Genomic DNA, 19,293 nt, shown 5'->3' with positions numbered 1-19,293 from the left:
TTCCTGCCGGGGGCTCGGATTTTCGAGGCCCCCCGCGGGCCTTCCCGGGCCCCCTCCGAGGTGGGCGGGCGCGGCATGATCCTTGCGGGGAGCGGAGGCATGACTCCTCGACTGCTCCTGCTGCTGCCCGTCCTCCTGCTCACCTCCTGTGGCCTCTTCGATGAGGAGGAAGACTGTAGCCGTATCTCCTGTGCCCCCTGTCCTCCGGCGCTGGGAGTGCGCCTCCTGGTCCCCGGGGGAGCGGCCGCGCCCGAGGCGGTCCTCGAGGGCGTCCAGGGCGGGTGCTTCCAGGACGAGGGCCTCACCGTGTGCAACGTCACCGAGCGCCGCGCGGGCACCTTCGAGTTCGACATCCAGGCCACGGGCTACCAGAAGGTCCACGTGCGCGAGAAGGTGGACGAGGAGGAGCGGTCGGGCAGGTGCTGCGTCTGTGGCTACAAGAGCCGGGTGGTGGACGTGGTGCTCACGCCTCAGTAGGTCTCCACGCTCGGGGGCGAGCAGCGGGGCCTACGCCCTCGGGCTCTCCTCCCGTGCGGTGTGCGCGTCCGTGGCTCGGTGCACACCTTCGTGGGAGGAGCGGGGCGCGGCGAGCGGCGTCCCTCGGAAGGAGGCCACGGGCATGATCGCGACCCAAGCGCTGCACGAGGTTGGCCAGAGTCTCTGGCTGGACCACCTCACGCGCGGGCTGCTGTCCCAGGGCACGCTGCGGCACTACATCAACGACCTGGCCATCACCGGGCTCACGTCCAACCCCACCATCTTCGACCAGGCCATCCGGCGGGGCGAGGGCTATGACGACTCCATCCGGGCCGGGCTGGAGCGCGGGCTGCGAGGCGAGGAGCTCTTCTTCCAGCTCGCACTGGAGGACCTGACGCGCGCCGCGGCGCTCTTCCAGTCCATCCACCAGCAGACGCAGGGGGAGGACGGCTGGGTGTCGCTGGAGGTGTCTCCGCTGCTCGCCTGGCAGCCGGTGCCCACGCTGGAGCAGGTGCTCACCCTGCACGCTCGGGCCAGCCTGCCCAACCTCTTCATCAAGATTCCCGGCACGCCTCCGGGCCTGCGGGCCATCGAGGAGGCCATCTACGCGGGGGTGCCCGTCAACGTGACGCTCCTCTTCTCGGTCGAGCAGTACCTGGCCGCGTCCAACGCGTACATGCGGGGAATCGAGCGGAGGCTGGAGGATGGACGCTCGCCGGATGTGCCGTCGGTGGCCTCGCTCTTCATCAGCCGCTGGGACAAGGCGGTGAACGACCGGGTGCCGCAGGCGCTGCGCAACCGGCTGGGCATCGCCATGGGGCGGCGGACGTACCAGGCGTACTGCGGGCTGCGCGAGAGCCGGCGGGTGCGACACCTGGAGTCCGAGGGAGCCGCCATTCAGAAGCTGCTGTGGGCGAGCACCGGCACCAAGGATGCGAGCGCTCCGGACACGCTCTACGTGGAGGCGCTGGCCGCGCCGGACACCATCAACACGATGCCCGAGGGCACCCTGCTGGCCTTCGCCGACCACGGAAGGGTGGGGAGGTTGTTGCCGCGAGATGGGGGCGACTGCGAGGACGTCTTCGAGGAGTTCATCGCCGCGGGGGTGGACGTGGAGGCGCTCGCCGAGCAGCTCCAGCATGAGGGAGCCGACGCCTTCGTGAAGTCCTGGAAGGATCTCTTGGCGTGTCTGGCCGACAAGAGCGAGGCTCTGGGCATGGGGCACGGCGTCACGCGCTGAGCCTCCCGTCCCAGGAGGGCGCTCCGCCATGTCCCGTCCCGAGGAGAGCGAGGTTGCCCGCTTCAAGCGCCTGGCCGCCGAGCGCGCGGTGGAGCTGCTCCAGCCGGGCATGGTGGTGGGGCTCGGCTCGGGCAGCACCTCGGCCCTCATGGTGCGTCGGCTGGCGGCGCTGCGCGCGGAGGGCCGGCTGACGGACGTGGTGGGCGTGCCCACGTCGCTGGAGACGGAGGCCCTGGCGCGCTCGCTGGGAGTGCCACTCACCACCTTGGAGGAGCATCCGAGGTTGGATCTCACGCTCGACGGAGCGGACGAGGTGGACCCGCGGCTGCGGCTCATCAAGGGCGGCGGCGGCGCGCTGCTGCGGGAGAAGATCGTCGCGCAGGCGAGCCGGCGGGTGGTCATCGTGGTGGATGCCGGCAAGCTGTCGCCGCGGCTCGGGACGCGGTGGGCGGTGCCGGTGGAGGTGCTGCCGTTCGGCTGGCGCTCGCAGGCGCTCTTCCTGGAGGAGCTGGGCGCACGCGTCACGCGGCGCGAGGGGCGCGACGGGGCGCCCTTCCGGACGGATCAGGGCAACTTCATCCTCGACGGTGCCTTCGGGCCCATGGACGCCCCGGCCGAGCTGGCCTCCAGGCTGGAGGCGCGCGCGGGGCTGGTGGAGCACGGGCTGTTCATCCATCTGGCCACCGAGCTCATCGTGGCGGGCCCGGAGGGAGTGGAGCACCGCCGTCGTCCGGACTGACGCGCCTCCGCGCATCCATGCTGCTCGAATGCGCTATCATCCCCGGCACCATGGCGACCAAGGCGAAGACGGCGAAGAAGAGCGCGGCGAAGAAGAGCCCCGCGAAGAAGTCGACGGCGAAGAAGAGCAGCTCGCGGATCCTCATGCCCGCTGGGAAGACGGCGGAGGGCCCCAAGGGAGGCAAGAAGGCCCAGGCGCGCATCCTCATGCCCAGTGGAGCGACGGACGACGGTGGGAAGAAGGGCGGCTCGAGGAAGCGCGGGAAGTAGCCGCAGGCCACGCTCGGAGCCCGCCGCCGAGGAGCCGGCGGGCCTGGCGGGACGCGAGTCCGGGCGCGGTGGCTACAGCTTGCCCCAGAACAGGGCCACGAGCCCGGCGCGGTTGCTGGCGCCGTACTTGCGCAGCAGGTTGGTGACGTGCACCTCCACCGTGCCCTCGCTCCGGCCCAGCACGGCGGCGATCTCCTTGTTCGTCTTGCCTCGGGCGACGAGCTCCAGCACCTCGATCTGGCGCGGCGTGAGCTGAGCCGTCTCCTTGGCGCGGCGCAGCCTCCGAGCCAGCTCGTCCTCCTCGAGCACCGGAGGCGCGTTGCGGGATGAGCGCGCCACCTCCAGGGCGATGGCGAACCAGGGGACCAGCTCGTTGATCACCTCGTCCACGCTCTCCTGGCCGGGGCCGACCGGCAGCTGCACCTCGAGGCGCCCCACGTTGCGGCCGCCCACCTCGAGGACGAAGCGGCGCTGCGTGCCCAGGCCGCGCTCGCCCGAGACGCCCTGCAGCTGCATCTGGCCGTCGGGGCCGGTGCTCCACAGCTCCACCCAGCCGCAGCCGAACTGGAACCGCAGCAGCGACACCAGCGCCTCCGCGAGCGCCTCGCGATCCGGGTACTGCGCCAGCTCGTGCGCCACGGCGGACACGTCCTCGCGCGTGGGCCGGCGGCCGGGCCGAGGCTCGTCGGCGGGCAGCTCCAGCTGGGTGCGGAACACGCACGCGGGGGCACCCAGGGCGCGGCACTCGGGGTGCTCCAGGTGGCTGATCTTTCCTCCGAACAGCTCGAGCGTGCGCCCCAGGTAGCCCATCACCGTCATGCACAGGGTGCGGTTGACGATGACCCAGTCCCGCAGCTCGGCGGAGACCTGGCCGCCGTTCTGCGTCGAGCTCCACGTCCCCGTGTCATGCGAGCGGCGCCAGTACATGTTCATGTGGCGGATGGCGAAGGAGGGGCGCATCAGCCGCAGGTACCAGCGGTGCACGCCGGACAGCTCCCGGTCCGCGTCGAACCGGCCAATCTCCGTCAGCAGGGCGTCATCCGCCTGGAGCTGCTGGGAGATGGCGTTCATCACCCGCTCCAACAGGCGCACGTCGTACCAGCCACCGGGGTCCGCTGACGCGATGCGCGTGCGGTCCTCCGTGGACAGGTGGGAGAGCACCTGCTCCCACGCGGCTTCTCCGAAGCGGTCGCGTACGAAGTCGCGGCGGCTGAAGAGCTTGAGACCCGGAACGAGGCCCGTCGAAGCGGGAACCTGAGAAGGAGGAGAGGGAGGACCTTCTAGCGGCAATGGACACCCTGAGTGAAACCCTCGAGAAGTGGCATGGAGGGGAAACCCTGATTGACATGACGCAGCAAGACGCACTGCAAGTCAACCATGGGCTGGGTGGGATCGACGACGCCCTACCTGTCCCGGTCCGTCGCTGGCGCGCGCGGGGAGTCCTTCACCACGGCGGGGCTCGCGTCGAGGGAGGAGACAGGGCGGCTCAGCGCATGAGCCGAGAGGCGGCGACCTTGAAGAGGATGCTGATGCCCACCGAGACGGCGTCCGCCGTGAGGTCCTCGTCTCCGGTGAGATAGGTGCCCAGGGAGGGCGCGAGCGTCGGGCTGGCCTTGGCCAGATCGACGTTGAAGGGCGCGGCGCCGGGGGGCGCGCAGCTGCCGCAGTAGATCTTGCTGTCGTAGACGAAGGCGTACTTGAGCAGGAGCTTGCGCTGGCACGCGGCGCAGGGAGCCTTGGTGAGGTTCTTGGGCTCCTCCTTGGGCTTGGTGACGGGCTTGGCGGGGCGCCGCTCCGCGACGATCTTCTGCAGCTGCGTCAGTCCGTCCTTGTCCAGCGCCATGCCCTTGCAGCCGGTGCAGACATCCACCCGGACGCCGTCCACCACGGCGACGGCGAGGGGGGCGGTTCCACACTGGGGACAGGTGGGGGCGTCGTGGTGACAGCGGGTGCACTGGGCCACGTAGGAGAGCGAGGCGCTGCAGTGCTTGCACTTGCCGGGCTTGCCCTTGGTCTTCTCGACGAGCGCGTTGGCGGCCTGGATGCCGACGAGGTTGGCCAGCGCTTCACCTTCGAACCAGATGGAGTCGCACTTGCCACACTTCTCGCGCGGAAGGCTGTTGGTGAAGGTGGGGTACAGCCTTCCGGGGCAGAAAGGGCAGGTGTTCATGGGGATCCTGTCTCGCGGTGCATGAGTGTAGCCGATGTGCCGCCCCGAGGCTTCAGGGGGGCGCCGGAAGCGTTGCCTGGCTGGTAGAGTGCGCCCATCTTGAGCGACGGGACGACGACCCCTTTCGGGAAGTACGAGCTGCTCGAGCGGCTGGGCGCGGGGGGGATGGCCATCGTCTACCGGGCGCGCTACACGGCCGCGCCGGGCATCACCAAGCCGGTGGTCATCAAGCGGGTGCTGGGCCACTACGCCGAGGACCAGGCCTTCGTGGAGATGTTCGTCCAGGAGGCGCGCATCTCCGTGGGGCTCAACCACGGCAACATCGTCCAGGTCTTCGACTTCGGGCAGGTGGACGGCGAGTACTTCCTGGCCATGGAGCTGGTAGACGGCCAGCCGCTCTCCCGGCTGCTCAAGCAGGCGGAGGCGATGGGGCTGGCGCAGCTGCCGCCGCCGCTGGCGGTGAGCATCGCCATCGAGATGTGCAAGGGGCTGCACCACGCGCACACGCGCAAGGACGAGCGCGGGCGGCCGCTGGGGCTGGTGCACCGCGACATCTCTCCGGACAACGTGCTCATCAGCTACGAGGGGGAGGTGAAGATCTCCGACTTCGGCATCGCCAAGGCGCAGCTGGCGGGGCGGCCGGTGACGGAGTCCGGGGTGGTGAAGGGCAAGTACCGCTATCTGTCGCCGGAGCAGGCGTACGCGGTGCCGGATCTGGATGCGCGCTCGGATGTGTACGCGGTGGGGGTGGTGCTCTACCGGATGCTCTGCGGGCGCCTTCCGGCGGATGGGCATGAGCTGTCGGTGATGCAGCGCATCGCCAACGGGCAGCTCACGCCGCCGAGGGAGCTGGCGCCCGAGCTGGATGCCGAGCTGGTGCAGATCCTCCAGAACGCCCTGGCGACGGACCGGGAGGCGCGCACGCCGAGCGCGGAGGCGCTGCACCTGCAGCTGTCGCAGTGGTTCGCGGTGATGGCGCCGCTGTTTCCGGTGCACACGCTGAAGCACCTGATGGGCCTGGTCTTCGAGTCCGAGCTGAGGGAGAAGGGGCGAACCCCTCAGCTCCCGCCGCGCTTCGAGGAGCAGGTGGCGATGTGGAGCCGCTCCCAGCAGCGGCAGCTGCCGAGGACCGACAGCGTGCCGGCCGCGCAGTGGCCGGGGACTCCGGCGCCCACGTCGGGCCGGACGGGGCCGCGCGAGTCTCCCGAGGTGGACTCCCAGACCACGCGGCCGGCGCGACGGGTGTCCCGGCCGGACCATCGGGTAACCCAGACGGTCCCGGAGATGCCGTCGGTGGAGCTCGCGGAAGCGACCCAGGAGATGGCGCCTGTCGAGAAGCCAGTCTCCCGCCCGCGAGCCGCCGCGAGAGCCAGGGAGCCGAAGGCGAGGGAGCCGGAGGCGACGGGGGACGCGTACGCGGGGGTGACCCGGTTCTTGATGGGGCTCATTCCCCACTGGCGCGTGGTGGTGGGAGTGGCGGTCGTGGCCGTGATGGCCGTGAAGATCGTCACCTGGGTCTTCTTCGGGACTCCGCCGCTGATGATCGTCTCCGAGCCGCCGGGAGCGCTGGTGAGCCTCGACCGCGAGTTCAAGGGCGTGACGCCGCTGAAGCTCGAGAACGTCTCGAGAGCGGAGCCGCACACGGTGGAGCTGAGCCGGGTGGGGATGAAGGCGTGGTCTCGCCGCTTCGAGCCCGGAACGCTGGAGGATCAGCTCCGCGTCTCCTTGGAGCCGGTATCGGGGACCCCGCCGAAGCCCTCCGCACCTGCGCAAGCTCCTCCTTCCATGGGGGATGCTTCAGCCTCTCGCTCCGGCGCGGAGAAGACGCCAACGCGCTTCACGGTGCGGGAGAAGGAGCACTCCTTCGACGTGGTGGCCCGCTCGTTCCGGGAGGTGCTCGATCCGAAGCGGGCGTACACGGTGTGGCTCACGGGCTCCTATAAAGGAGACGCGCCGATCTCCGAGGAGGAGGTGCGGCAGGGCCTGAGCGCGGACGAGGTGCGCTCCACGCAGGTCTATGTCTATCTGGAAGGGGAGCGGGTGCCGACCGAGGAGCGGCTGTTCATGCTGTCCTCCAACCTGCACACGCTGACGAGCGCCGAGGCCCTGCACGCCTTCTTGCTGGTGGGAGCAGGCTCCGAGCACACCGTGGACCAGGACCTGACGCTCCACATTCGAGACAACGTGTCCAAGAAGGTGGCCCATCACCGGCTGGATCCACGCAGGTTCGCGAACACGGTGGGGCTGGAGAGCCGCTACTCGGTCCGGCAGCTCGACCCGAGGGTTTCGTACGCGCTGGACATCCGGACGCATGAGGGCGCGGCCGCGACTCCCGTGGCGGTGCTGGCTGTGCCCCACCCCGGCGAGCCGGTGGAGGTGTCGGGGCAGCCTTCGACGGACTTCCGCTACGCGCTTCCGCCGGGCCGCTACACGGTGAAGGGGGCTCGGGAGCTGTGGTTCTCGCTTCCTCGTTCGCAGCGTGGCGGAGCCGAGGTGGAGATGGACGTGGCGCTCAGCGTGGGCCCTGCGTCATCAGAAAGATAGAGAGGCCATCAGAGCGTGAGGCTCCTCAGGCGAGGCGTGTGAGGTCCGCCTTCGTGTCCACGTCCTCGCCGCCACCCTCCAGCGTCACCTCCACCACGCGAGAAGGCTCGCGGGCAATCACCCCTCGCGCGCCCTGATCAGGCGCGAGAGCTTCCAGCTCTGGAAAGAGCGCGCGCGAGAACAGCGCAGGCACCCCGCGCGTCCCGTTGTAACCCGAGGCCACGATGGGCGCCTGCGTCCGCTGGAAGGCCTTCACCAGCGCGCGCACATGGCTGGCATCCACCCGGAACTGGTCACACAGCAGCACCAGTACGGCATCCACCGCCGAGCCCGCTCCCGCCGGCTCCGCCGCTTCAAGCGCCTGAAGACCCACGCGCAGCGAGCTGCCCAGCCCCGCCTCCCAGTCCGGGTTCCGCACCGTGTTCACTGGCAGCCGGGCCAGCTCCGTCGCCACCGCCTCGGCCTGGGCCCCGAGCACCGCCACCACGGGCCCACACCTGGCCTCCACCGCGGCATCGGCCGCGCGTCGCACCAGGGTCTTTCCCTGATGCACGAGCAGCTGCTTGGGCTGCCCCAGTCGCGAGGAACCCCCCGCGGCCAGCAGCACCACGCCCACCTTCACGCCAGCTTCCGCGCTGCTGGCGGCTCCGCGGCGTAGATGGGCGCCTGCCGGTAGCGGAGCTTGCCCCCTTCGCGATCAGCCAGGACGGCTCGCAGCTCGGCCACGATCGAGAGGGCCACCTCATCCGGCCCCTCGGCTCCCAGGTCCAGCCCGACCGGAGCGTGCAGCTTGTCGAGCTGCGCCGGCACGGGCGCCGGCTTCATCTCCGAGAGCAGCCGCTCCGTGCGCGCGCGCGGACCCAGCACGCCCAGATAACGCAGCGGCATCGGCAGCAGCCGCGCGAGCAGCTCGCGGTCCTGCGGCAGGCTGTGCGTCATCACCACCACCATCGTGCGCGCCGAGAGCGACACCTTCTCGTCCAGCTCCCGGGCCTTGGCCGACACCACGGCGTGCGCTCGAGGGAAGCGCCGCCGCAGCGTCTCCGCGGACTTGTCCGCGACCACCGTGACGTGCCACCCCAGCCCCACCGCCTGCGCCACCACCGGCGCCACGTCGAAGCCACCGCCGAACAGCACCAGCGGGATGGGCGGATCCACCACCTCCACCAACACCTCGGCGCCGCCACACGGGCCGCTCCAGGTCTTCCCCACCACGAGCGCCTCGTCCGCCGCCCTGCGCACCGCGTCCTTCAGCGGGCCGGAGAGGTTGCTCGCCTCCACCCCGTCATCCCGCAGCAGCAGCCGCGCACCCACCGCGTCGCTCGGCCCGCGATACACCGTCGCCAGCACCGCGCGCCGCGACTGCCGCCGCGCCTCCTCGGCGAACGCGAGCGGATCCATCGGCCCGGGCTCCCAGCGCTCGAGCAGCACGTCCACCACGCCGTTGCACCCCAGCGCGAAGGAGAGGGCGTCCTCCTCCTCGACGTTGTCGCCCGTGGAGTCGTAGCGCAGCACGCGCGGACCGCTGGCCGTCCAGAAGAAGGCCTTGCGGATGATGTCTCCCTCCAGGCACCCGCCGCTTACGCCGCCCGCGAGCCAGCCCTCCTCGCCCATCACCATGCGCGCCCCGGGCCGCCGGTACGCCGAGCCCGACACCGCTACCACCGTGGCCAGTACGAGCGGCCCCTTCATCCGAGCACGGGCTCGGAGGATGTCTTCCAACTCCTTCACATGTCGTCCCCGGTCGGGAGGCCACGCCAGCGCGGCCCCTGTGGCTTCGCCTCGCTCCATGGGTCCACCCTCGTGGAAGGACCCGAACGAGGACCCAGACTCTACCGGCGCACCTTGGATGGGCATAGGCGAGCCGGGCCAATTGATTTGCGTCCAAACAATGTGGGTTGAAATCATCGGCGTGAGCAGGCACACTGGAGTGAGGGGAACACTCCAGATTCGCCCGGGAAATTCGTGTACCTTTTCGGCTGGCTCCTAGCCGAAGGTGCCCTCCCGGATGTCACTCTCCACTCACTCTCGAACTGTCTCCGCCCGCGCTCCCGCGGCACTGTCCACCCGTGTGCCGGAGCGTGCCCGTCTCCCGAGCGCGCAGCCCGCGCCCCGTCCCCTCTCTCCGAGCACCTTCACCGCGCGCCTCGCCTACGAGGTGATCATGGCGCTGGATCTCGACGGGGATGGCTGCATCACGGCGCGCGATGCCGAGAAGGCACGCGCCAGCAACCTGCGCTTCGCGGTGGACTTCCAGCTGGCGCCGGGCGTGAGCGTGGAGCTGAAGAGCGCGGAGCGACTGGCTCATGTGGCGGACGTGCTCGCCGAGGAGATCCTCGAGGGCCGAGGGGATGTGCCCGGCCTGCCGGTGGCGCGGATGCTGGAGCGCCGCACCGTGGCGCTGCGGCGGCTCATCGATCAGGGCTGGGACGGGCTGGTGCGCCAGGCCGACCGGTTCGAGCAGCTCAACGAGGCGCTCGCGGGCATGCGGGTGAAGAGCCCGGATGGGCGCTGGCGGCTGTACGTGCCCGCCGACGACAAGCAGGCCCTGAAGAAGCTGCGTCCCCAGGCCGCGCGGCATGGCTGGGAGGTGGTGGCCCTGCGCAAGCCGCACGAGCAGGCGGACTGGCAGCGGCTGATGCGCGAGCCGGGGATGGCCTACCTGCCTCGGCCGTACATCGTCCCGGGCGGCCGGTTCATGCAGATGTTCGGCTGGGACAGCTACTTCAACGGGCGCGGCGCGCTGAGCTCGGGGCGCGCGGACCTCGTGCGCGACATGGTGGAGAACCATGTCTACGCCATCGAGCACTACGGGAAGATCCCGAACTCCAACCTGAGCTTCCACCTGTCGCGCACGCAGCCGCCGCTGCTGCCCAGGCTGGCGCTGGAGCTGCACGCGGTGCAGCCGGACCGGCGCATGCTGCAGCGGGTGGCGAAGGCGGCCATGCACGAGCTGGAGACCAACTTCCGCACCGGTCCGCGCTCCACGCCGAGCGGCCTGTCCCGCTACAAGGACGACGCGGAGGGCCCCGACGCGGAGGACGTGTCCGCGTTCTACGCGGAGCACCGGCCGGACGACGCCGAGTTCCACCGGCACGACCGGGCCATCCGCGAGAGCGGCTGGGACATGTGCCACCGCTTCGGCACGGCCATCCACCACCACGAGCCGGTGTGCCTGAACTCGCTGCTCTTCCAGTACGAGCAGGACCTGGCGCGCATCCTGCGCATCCTGGAGGGTGAGGACTCGGCCCGGGCGGCGGCGTACGAGAAGGCGGCGCGGGCGCGGGCGCGGACGATGCGCGCGCGCTTCTGGGACGAGGAGCGGGGGATGTTCTTCGACCACCACTTCACCACCGGGCGCCGCTCCCAGTACGAGACGCTGGCCACCTTCTATCCGCTGTGGACGGGGTGGGCCTCGCGCAAGGAGGCCGCCGCCGTGGCCGCCTCGGTCCCGCGCTTCCTGCAGGCGGGTGGGCTGACCTCCAGCAGCCGGGCCTCTCGCGAGGCGGCGGGCGGAGAGGACCTGCAGTGGGACTGGCCGTTCGGGTGGGCGCCCCACCAGGTCATCGTGGTCGAGGGCCTGCGCCGCTATGGCTTCCACGCCGAGGCTGACCAGGTGGCGTACCGCTGGCTGTCGATGGTGATGGACATCGCCGGCAAGCACAACGGCCTCATCAAGGAGAAGTACGACGTGGTGCGGTGCTCGGCGGACGTGCCGGTCGAGTACGGCAACCAGGGCGCGGACCGCGGGCCGTACATGGCGTCGCGCTCCCAGCGGACGCTGGGCTTCGCGTGGACGAACGCGTCGGTGCTCCTGCTGCTCGAGGGGCTGTCGCCTGACTTGCGAGAGGCGCTGGACGTCGGCGGCGTGGCGGAGAAGGTGCCGGGCCCGACGGACGTTGCCGAGCCGATTCGCGCCACCGGCTGAGCGGCAGCGGGAGCGCCGGGGTGGGTATAGTGCCCGCCATGGCCTCTTCCGCCGCTGGCACCCAGACCCACTTCCGCGCCTGCAACCTCTGCGAGGCCATGTGCGGAGTCCGCATCGAGGTGGAGGGAGGCCGCATCACCTCCATCCGGGGCGATGAGAAGGACCCCTTCAGCCGTGGCCACATCTGCCCCAAGGCGGTGGCGCTGAAGGATCTCCACGAGGACCCCGAGCGGCTGCGCCAGCCGATGCGCCGCACCGCCAGCGGCTGGCAGCCCGTGTCCTGGGAGGAGGCGCTGGAGGAGGCTGCGCGGCGGCTGCACGAGGCGCAGAGCAAGCATGGCCGGGACGCGCTGGCCGTCTACCTGGGCAACCCCACGGTCCACAACGCGGGGGCGATGCTCTTCGTGCCCCAGCTGCTGCGCATGCTGCGCTCGCGCAACAGCTACAGCGCGACGTCGGTGGATCAGCTCCCGCACCTGCTGGCCGCGAACCAGATGTTCGGCCACCAGCTGCTGGTGCCCATCCCGGACCTGGACCGGACGAGCTACCTGCTGGCGCTGGGTGCCAACCCGCTGGCCTCCAACGGCAGTATGATGACGGCGCCGGACGTGCGGGCGCGGCTCCGAGCCATCCAGCAGCGAGGCGGCAGGGTGGTGGTGGTGGACCCGCGCAAGACAGAGACGGCGCGCATCGCGGACGAGCACCTGTTCATCCGTCCGGGCACGGACGCGCTCTTCCTGTTCGCGCTGCTCCACGAGCTGCTGCAGCGCCCCCGGATGGAGCGCCTGGCGTCGTTCACCGACGGCCTGGAGACGGTGCGAGAGCTGGCGCGCGAGTTCACCCCGGAGCGCGCCGCGGGGCCCACGGGCATCTCCGCGGAGAGCATCCGCCGCATCGCTCGGGAGTTCTCCGAGGCGCCGACGGCCATCTGCTACGGGCGGGTGGGCACGTCCACGCAAGCGTTCGGCGGGTTGTGCCAGTGGCTCATCAACGTCATCAACGTGGTGAGCGGCAACCTCGATCGCGAGGGCGGCGTCATGTTCACGCGCCCGGCGTTCGATCTGGTGGGAGGGCCTCGGGCGCTGTCTGGCAGCCGAGGCGGCTTCGGCCGCTGGAAGAGCCGCGTGCGAGGGCTGCCGGAGTTTGCGGGAGAGCTGCCCGTGGCGGCGCTGGCCGAGGAGATCCTCACCGAGGGGCAGGGACAGGTTCGCGCGCTGCTCACCTTCGCGGGCAACCCGGTGCTCTCGACGCCCAACGGGGGACAGCTCGACAAGGCGCTGGCGTCGCTGGACTTCATGGTGTCCATCGACCCGTACCTCAACGAGACGACGCGGCACGCGCACCTCATCCTGCCGCCCCCGTCCCCGCTGGAGCGCTCGCACTACGACATCGCCTTCCACGTGCTGGCGATCCGCGACACGGCCCGCTACGCACCCGCGCTGTTCGAGCCCGGGCCCGGAGCGATGCAGGACTGGCGCATCCTCCTGGAGCTGCGGCACCGCATCGAGGTGCTCCGGCACGGTCGGAGCCTGCGTGGGACGCTCAAGTATCAGGCAATGAAGCGGCTGGGGCCCGAGGGCATCCTCGACGTGGGGCTGCGTGCCGGGCCATATGGCGTGCGGGCCAGAGGGCTGCGGAACGGGTTGAGCCTCTCTGCGCTGAAGCGTGAGCCCCATGGCGTGGACCTGGGAGCGCTCAAGCCGAGCCTGCCCCGGCGGCTGGCCACTCCGGGCAAGCGCCTCCAACTGGCCCCCGCGCCCTTCGTGGAGGACGTGAAGCGGCTGCGTGACACCTTCCCGGAAGGCGCGGCCCCGCTGGCGGACGGCGAGCTGCTCCTGATTGGTCGGCGCCACCTTCGCGACAACAACTCCTGGATGCACAACGTGCCCATGCTGATGAGCGGGAAGTCTCGCTGCACGTTGATGATGCATCCGGAGGACGCGCGGGCGCTCGGGTTGGAGGAGGGGGACGAGGCCCTCGTCACCTCGCGGGTGGGCGAGGTGTCCGTGCCGGTGAGCGTGACGGATGAGGTGATGCGCGGCGTGGTGAGCCTGCCTCACGGCTACGGCCACCGCCGAGAAGGCGTGCGCCAGTCCGTGGCGACGAAGCACGCGGGCGTGAGCCTCAACGATCTCACCGACGAACAGAGGCTGGACACGCTCACGGGCAATGCCGCGTTCAGTGGGGTGCCGGTGCGAGTCACCCGGGCCACGGCCAGAGGCTGACCCTTCCCAACCGGTCAGCTCGCGCGCAGCACTCGTCCGAAGCCACGCTCCTGCCCGAGGCGGGAGCTCACGGAGCCCTCGGACACGGCCTCGCGGCCGGAGATGAGCACCGCCTTCACGGCCGCGTCGTTGCGGCGCACCAGCCGCACGAAACCTCCGAAGTTCTCCATCGGGGCCTCGGTGGCGACCTCGAGCGTCTCATCCAGCCCCTCGGGGTTCACGACCACCACGTCCGCCCGCTTGCCCTGCGCGAGCACGCCCGCATCCAGCCCCATCCACTGGCCGATCTCCCCCGTGAGTCGATGCACGGCGCGCTCCATGCTCATGAAGGGCTGCCCCCGGCGCTCGGCCTCGCGCACCCGGCGCAGCAGCCGCAGCGGGAAGTTGTAGTGGGCCATGTTGCGCAGGTGCGCTCCGGCGTCCGAGAAGCCGATGAGCACATCCGGGTGCTGGCAGATGAAGTCCAGCTCCTGGGGCCTGTCATTCGCCATCACCGTGAACCAGCGCAGCGCGTCCCCGTATGTGGCCACCAGGTCCAGGAACACGTCCACCGCGTGCCGGCCCTGCTCCTGCGCCACCTGCGCGAAGGACTTGCCCACGAGGCTCTCGTTCGGACAGTCGAGGATCTGCGACTGGTTGAAGTCGCGGTGGAAGGCCTTGGGCAGCCAGCGGCTCGTCCACTGCCGCCGGAAGCGCTCGCGGTAGGCCGGGTCTCTCAGCAGCTCCGCGCGCGAGGCGGCATCCTGGAGGTGCAGGGCCGCCGTGCCCGCGCCGAACTCCTCGAAGACGACCAGGTCGATGCCGTCGGCCCACAGGTCGAACACCTCGGGCAGCGCCTGCCACCGGAAGTCCGCGCCCAGCAGGCGGTTGAACGTACGCGAGAGCACGCCCACCAGCCGGTGGATTCCCCGGCTGGCCCGCGCGTCCATCATCGAGATGACCGTGGTCTTCAGCGGCTTGCGGAACAGGCCCACGCTCTCCAACAGGAAGAGCAGGACGTTCACCTTGGTGCTGACGTTGGGCACGCCCTGGAAGACGCGGCCCCGCTCGCGCAGCAGGCGGGTGAGGCGGCGGTACTCGCTCCAGCGGGCGAAGGTGGAGGGCAGGGGCCTGCTGCGGATGTCCCGGCTGCCGCCCATCTTGTCCCACTTGAGCGTCTGGATGGACAGGCCCAGGTAGCCCAGGTCCAGGCCCTCCCGGACGAGCGACTCCATCCGTGCCAGCTCCTCGGTGCTGGGACGCGTGCGCTGCTCCAGGCTGCGGTGCAGCCCCATCACATGGGAGCGCAGCGCCGAGTGGCCGAGGAACGAGGCGACGTGGGGCCCCAGCGGCAGCGAGTCCAGGTGCTCCAGGTACCCGCCCAACGTCTCCCAGCTCTTGCGCTCCTCGAGCAGCGAGCGCACGGTGGCGTAGGGGATGGCCTCCACGCGGCAGAACATGTCCGCCAGGTCCTCGGGCGTGCCCACCGCCAGGCTCAGCGAGCAGCTCCCGAGCACCACGGTGGTGACGCCGTGCCGCACGGACTCCGAGAGCGACGGGGCAAGCTCCACCTCGGCGTCATAGTGCGTGTGGAAGTCGATGAAGCCCGGCATCACCCAGTGCCCGCGCGCGTCGATGACTCGCGTGGCGGGTGTCCGCGGCAGCGGCGCCTCGGAGAGCGCGGCCACGGTGTCTCCCTGGATGCCCACATGACACGCGCGTGGCGCGCCGCCGAGCCCATCGAAGACGAGGCCATTCTCGATGATGAGGTCCATGGAAGCCTCCTCCTCTCAGCCGCGAGTGCCCGCCAGTAGAGAGCGGGTCCGCGCCAAAGCCAAGAGGAGAGGGTGCCACCTGGCCGTGCCCTGGCTCGAGGGACATCAGGTACAGGTGCCGGCCTCCTCGCCCAGCCCGAACGTCGTGATGCGAGGCTCGCAGCACTCCTCGCCCACCCCCGTCGTCGTGACGGTGCCACCTTCCTCGCCCACCGCCAGGGTCGTCACCTTCCCCTTGCCTCCTTGAACCTGCTCCAGGGCCTTGGTGGGCAGCTCGTACTGGATGAAGGACTTCCGGGTGCTCTGCGTGCTCATCGCGCTCTCCTTCGGGCATGGCGCCCATCCAGAGAGGCTGAGCCGACGGGAGTGGCTTGTGACGGGAGCGACCCCGCTACGCGGCAGCCGCCAAGGCGCTCACCGGCCGCTCTCGATCGTCATCATCCAGGCGCGCAGCTCCTCCGGGCTCGTGGGCAGGTCGTCCGACCAGTACCGCACGGTCCCATCCCAGCCCACCGAGGCCATGTGCCGGTCATCCAGGAAGACCACGCTCGTGACGCGCCCGGCGTGGCCTCGCAGCACCCGGTTCTCGTTGGTCTCCAGATCGAACAGCCGCACCGTTCGATCGATGCTCGACGAGACCGCCCGCCGGCCGTCCGGCGACAGCGCGAAGTCGGTGATGTCGCCCTGGTGGCCCTTGAGCTCGCCGCGAGGGTCGCCCGTCTGGCCATCCCACAGCCGCAGGGTGCTGTCCTTCTCGCTCGAGCTGATCAGCAATGAGCCGTCCGCGGACATGAGGACCTTCTGGACGCCATTGCCGCTCGCGTTCGACGGCTTGCTCTTGCCCGTCGCGAGGTCCCAGATGCGCAAGGTGTGGTCCATGCTCCCGCTGACCAGCCGCTTGCCATCCGGCGAGAAGATCAGGCTGCGCACCTTGTCCTCGTGGCCCCGAAGCTCCTGGAAGCTGCCCGTGGCCAGCTCCCACAGCCGGATGTTCCCCCGCGCGCCCCCGGACGCGAGCTTCACTCCGTCCTGGGAGAAGGCCAGCGCGAACACCTCGTGCTCGTGGTGGCCGAGGGCGAGCACCTGCCCGGAGCCGAGCTCCCACACCCGGACCATGCCCTTGGAGTCCGCGGTGGCGAGCCCCTGGCTGTCGCGTCGGAAGACGAGCGCGGTGACGGGGCCGGCATGGCCCTCCAGCTTGCGCACGAGCCTGCCCGTGGTGGTGTCCCACAGCCTCACCCACTCGTCCCTCCCGCCGGTGGCCAGCCATCGGCCATCGGGCGAGTACGTCAGGAGGGGGGGCTCGGTGAGGTGGGGCTCCGCCAGGGCCGTCGTGGTCCCCGTCTCCACCTCCACCAGGCGCAGCGTGTCCGCTCCCGCGGCGGCGAGCTGCCGGCCGTCGGGAGAGACCGCCAGCGCGCTCAGGAACACGGGGCTCTTCGTGAGCAGCCGGTTGGCATCCGCCTTCACGCCGAAGATGCGGGTGGTGCCGTCATAGCTGCCGATGGCGATCCACCGCCCGTCCGGAGAGAAGTCCATCGCGTACGCGGCGCCCTGGTGCCCGCGAAGCGCGCGGCTGTGGCCGGTGGTCAGATCCCACAGCTGCGCGGTGCGATCGTCGCTGCTGGTGGCCATCAGGCGGCCGTCCCGGAAGAAGAGGATCTCGTTGACGCGGCCGTCGTGCGTCCCCAGCAGCTCGCTCTTGCCGGTGGGCATGTCCCACAGTCGGAGCTGCCCTTCCGAGTTCCCCGCCGCCAGCCGCTGTCCATCCGGCGAGAAGGCCAGGTACGAGATGTCGCCGAGCTTCTCGCCCAGGAGCCGCTGCTTGCCCGTGCGCACGTCCCAGGCCCGGACGGTCTGGTCCATGGCTCCCGTGGCGACGACGTCCCCCCGAGGAGAGAACGCGATGGCCATCACGGTGTTCTGGTGCTCCAGGGAGTGGAAGGTGCCCTGCTCCAGGTCCCAGACCTGCGCGCGGGAGCCCCGCATGGGCTTCACGAGCGCATACCGCCCGGTGGGAGACAGCACCAGCAGGTTGAGGGGGCCCATCCCCGTCTTGAAGCTCCGCAAGAGCTTCCCGGAGGCCACCTCCCAGATGCGCAGCAGATCATCCCCCCGGCTGGTGGACACGAAGCGGCGGCCATCCGGAGTGAAGGCCACGGAGTCCGCCGCCCCCGGGTGGGTGGCGAGGATCCGGCTCTCCTCGGTCTCCAGGTTCCACAGGCGCACCGTGCGGTCCTTGCTGGCGCTGGCGAAGTGCTTGCCGTCCGGTGCGGGCACCACGCGCCACACCTCGTCCGTGTGGCCGGTGAGGGTGCGGGAGCCGCCGCGCTGCATGTCCCAGAGCCGGATCGTCTTGTCGTCGCTGCTGGTGATGAGGTACCGGCCGTCCAGGCTGAAGGCCACGTCATCCACGGTCTGCGTGTGGCCCCGCAGCACGGTGGCGAAGCCGCGCGCCCGGGCGTCCGCCGCGATCGTCCGCACCGCCGACCATTGATGGAACCCGGGCGAGAGGCTGCGCAGCCAGGTGATGGTCTCGTTCGGATCGCGCTCCATGGAGGTGCGGGCGTGCAGCAGGGTGAGCTCGTCGGCGCGATCCAGGGCCTGCTGGCGCGCGCTCTCCGCGTCGCGCCGGGCGAGCTCGGCCTCCTCCTGCTTGCGCTCGGCGCGGTCTCGCTCGGCCATCACGCGCAGCACGCCCACCGTGCCCACCGTGGCCAGGATCAGCAGGGCCACCGCCGTCACCGCCACGGCCGCCCGGTAGCGCCGCACGAAGCGCCAGAAGCGCTCGCCCAGCGAGTACGCGTGCGCGCCGACGATCTGTCCCGTCTGGAAGCGCCGCAGGTCCTCCGCCAGCTCTCGCGCGGTGGCGTAGCGGTCCGCCGGGTCACGCGCCATGGCCTTGGCGACGATGGCCAGCAGGTCCGCGGGGATGCCCTTCTGCCGCGAGCTGAGCGACAGCGGCGGGCCGCGCACCACCTGATCGATCACCTGCGCGGACGAGCCGCTGTCATAGGGCCGGGTGCCCGCCAGCAGGTGGTAGAGGATGGCGCCCAGCGCGTACACGTCGGCGCGCTCGTCCACGGGGCGGCCCGCGGCCTGCTCCGGAGGCATGTACGCCGGCGTGCCCACCACCATCCCGAGCTGTGTCAGCGACGGGTCCGCCCCGGCCGGGGTGGGAGGGAGGCTGGCCTCGCCCGTGCTCTCCTTGGCGAGATCCTTGGCCAGGCCCCAGTCGATGACGACCGTCTCGCCGAAGGCGCCCACCAGCACGTTGGCGGGCTTGAGGTCGCGGTGGATGATGCGCTCGGTGTGGGCGTAGGCGATGGCCTCGGCCACCGCGAGCACGTGCGGCAGCAGGGCCAGCCGCTCCTGCAGCGTCCTCTTCTCGGAGATGACGTCCGCCAGCGAGCGGCCGGAGACGAACTTCATCGCGTAGAAGGGCTCGCCCGTGGCCCAGCGCCCGGCCTCGTAGACGGGGACGATGGAGGGGTGCTGGAGCCGGGCGGTGATGAGCGCCTCGGTGACGAAGCGGACCTCCACGTCGCCGCCCCGGTTGATCAGCTCCTTGATGGCCACCGGCCGGTCCAGGTGGCGATCGCGGGCCTTGAGGATGCGGCCGATGGCTCCGTGGGCGAACTCACCCGAGATGTCGTAGCGATCCACCTGCACCAGGGGCAGGGCCTGGGCCACGGCCTCCTTGGACGCGGCGGCACGGCCGGGCAGCGTCGAGTCGAGCCCGGAGCCCGAGCCGCTCTTGCGAGCGGCGGGCAAGTCCCATGTTGGATCGTCCTTACTCATCATCAGAGACCCCTCTAGCTTCCTCCAAGACGGGGTCTGTCGCCACTCGCGAGAGCGGCCGCGCGGACGACAGTTCCAGCCGGGCCATACCCGTCAGGACAGGGCAAGCGGCTTGCCGGGACGCTGACCGAGGGAGGGATCAGGCG

Annotated in this window: 14 protein-coding genes; 7 read left to right on the top strand and 7 right to left on the bottom strand. The window is 70.6% G+C overall.

What is annotated here, in order from left to right; genetic code table 11:
* Window positions 1-99: 99 nt before the first annotated feature.
* The 4 genes from KY572_RS01245 to KY572_RS01230 all read left to right on the top strand — a co-directional run bounded on the left by KY572_RS01245 (window position 100) and on the right by KY572_RS01230 (window position 2,725).
* Complete coding sequence (locus KY572_RS01245; RefSeq protein ID WP_224240280.1) at window positions 100-477, top strand: hypothetical protein; 378 nt, start codon at window positions 100-102, stop codon at window positions 475-477.
* Window positions 478-619: 142 nt separating this feature from the next.
* Window positions 620-1,717, top strand: coding sequence for a transaldolase (tal, locus tag KY572_RS01240; RefSeq protein ID WP_224240279.1), 1,098 nt, complete (start codon window positions 620-622; stop codon window positions 1,715-1,717).
* Between the two features lie 28 nt (window positions 1,718-1,745).
* Window positions 1,746-2,456 carry a ribose-5-phosphate isomerase RpiA gene (gene rpiA, locus KY572_RS01235; RefSeq protein ID WP_224240278.1) on the top strand — a complete coding sequence of 237 codons (711 nt, stop codon included), beginning with the start codon at window positions 1,746-1,748 and terminating at the stop codon, window positions 2,454-2,456.
* A gap of 50 nt (window positions 2,457-2,506) precedes the next feature.
* Window positions 2,507-2,725 carry a hypothetical protein gene (locus KY572_RS01230; protein WP_224240277.1) on the top strand — a complete coding sequence of 73 codons (219 nt, stop codon included), beginning with the start codon at window positions 2,507-2,509 and terminating at the stop codon, window positions 2,723-2,725.
* Between the two features lie 72 nt (window positions 2,726-2,797).
* Here KY572_RS01230 and KY572_RS47680 read toward each other — a convergent pair whose 3' ends face one another.
* On the bottom strand, window positions 2,798-3,886 hold the full coding sequence (locus tag KY572_RS47680) for a LuxR C-terminal-related transcriptional regulator (RefSeq protein WP_224240276.1): 1,089 nt from the start codon (window positions 3,884-3,886) through the stop codon (window positions 2,798-2,800).
* Between the two features lie 325 nt (window positions 3,887-4,211).
* Entirely contained in the window at window positions 4,212-4,895 is a 684-nt protein-coding gene (locus KY572_RS01220; protein ID WP_224240275.1) for a zf-TFIIB domain-containing protein, read from the bottom strand.
* Window positions 4,896-4,994: 99 nt separating this feature from the next.
* Between KY572_RS01220 and KY572_RS01215 the strand changes: the two genes are divergently transcribed.
* Window positions 4,995-7,439, top strand: coding sequence for a serine/threonine-protein kinase (locus KY572_RS01215; protein ID WP_224240274.1), 2,445 nt, complete (start codon window positions 4,995-4,997; stop codon window positions 7,437-7,439).
* 25 nt (window positions 7,440-7,464) lie between these two features.
* Here the strand turns inward: KY572_RS01215 and KY572_RS01210 are convergent, their stop codons facing one another.
* A complete protein-coding gene (locus KY572_RS01210) occupies window positions 7,465-8,061 on the bottom strand; it encodes a nucleotidyltransferase family protein (RefSeq protein ID WP_224240273.1) in 597 nt (198 codons plus the stop codon).
* Window positions 8,058-9,170: an XdhC family protein gene (locus KY572_RS01205; RefSeq protein WP_224240740.1), complete on the bottom strand. Its 1,113-nt coding sequence runs from the start codon at window positions 9,168-9,170 to the stop codon at window positions 8,058-8,060. The genes KY572_RS01210 and KY572_RS01205 overlap by 4 nt, the downstream gene beginning before the upstream one ends.
* Window positions 9,171-9,447: 277 nt before the next feature.
* On the opposite strand from KY572_RS01205, the gene KY572_RS01200 reads away from it, so the two are divergent.
* Together KY572_RS01200 and KY572_RS01195 are read left to right on the top strand one after the other, a co-directional pair.
* Complete coding sequence (locus tag KY572_RS01200) at window positions 9,448-11,367, top strand: trehalase family glycosidase (protein ID WP_224240272.1); 1,920 nt, start codon at window positions 9,448-9,450, stop codon at window positions 11,365-11,367.
* Window positions 11,368-11,405: 38 nt separating this feature from the next.
* Window positions 11,406-13,592: a molybdopterin oxidoreductase family protein gene (locus KY572_RS01195; RefSeq protein ID WP_224240271.1), complete on the top strand. Its 2,187-nt coding sequence runs from the start codon at window positions 11,406-11,408 to the stop codon at window positions 13,590-13,592.
* Window positions 13,593-13,606: 14 nt separating this feature from the next.
* Here the strand turns inward: KY572_RS01195 and KY572_RS01190 are convergent, their stop codons facing one another.
* From KY572_RS01190 to KY572_RS01180, 3 genes are all read right to left on the bottom strand, one after another.
* A complete protein-coding gene (locus KY572_RS01190) occupies window positions 13,607-15,346 on the bottom strand; it encodes an N-acyl-D-amino-acid deacylase family protein (RefSeq protein ID WP_224240270.1) in 1,740 nt (579 codons plus the stop codon).
* A 105-nt stretch (window positions 15,347-15,451) separates the two neighbouring features.
* Window positions 15,452-15,661, bottom strand: coding sequence for a hypothetical protein (locus KY572_RS01185; protein WP_224240269.1), 210 nt, complete (start codon window positions 15,659-15,661; stop codon window positions 15,452-15,454).
* A gap of 99 nt (window positions 15,662-15,760) precedes the next feature.
* Entirely contained in the window at window positions 15,761-19,150 is a 3,390-nt protein-coding gene (locus tag KY572_RS01180; protein ID WP_224240268.1) for a serine/threonine-protein kinase, read from the bottom strand.
* Between the last annotated feature and the right edge of the window lie 143 nt (window positions 19,151-19,293).

The organism is Hyalangium gracile, assembly GCF_020103725.1.
GTDB classification, from domain to species: domain Bacteria; phylum Myxococcota; class Myxococcia; order Myxococcales; family Myxococcaceae; genus Hyalangium; species Hyalangium gracile.
This window is presented reverse-complemented; position numbering and strand designations above follow the sequence as displayed.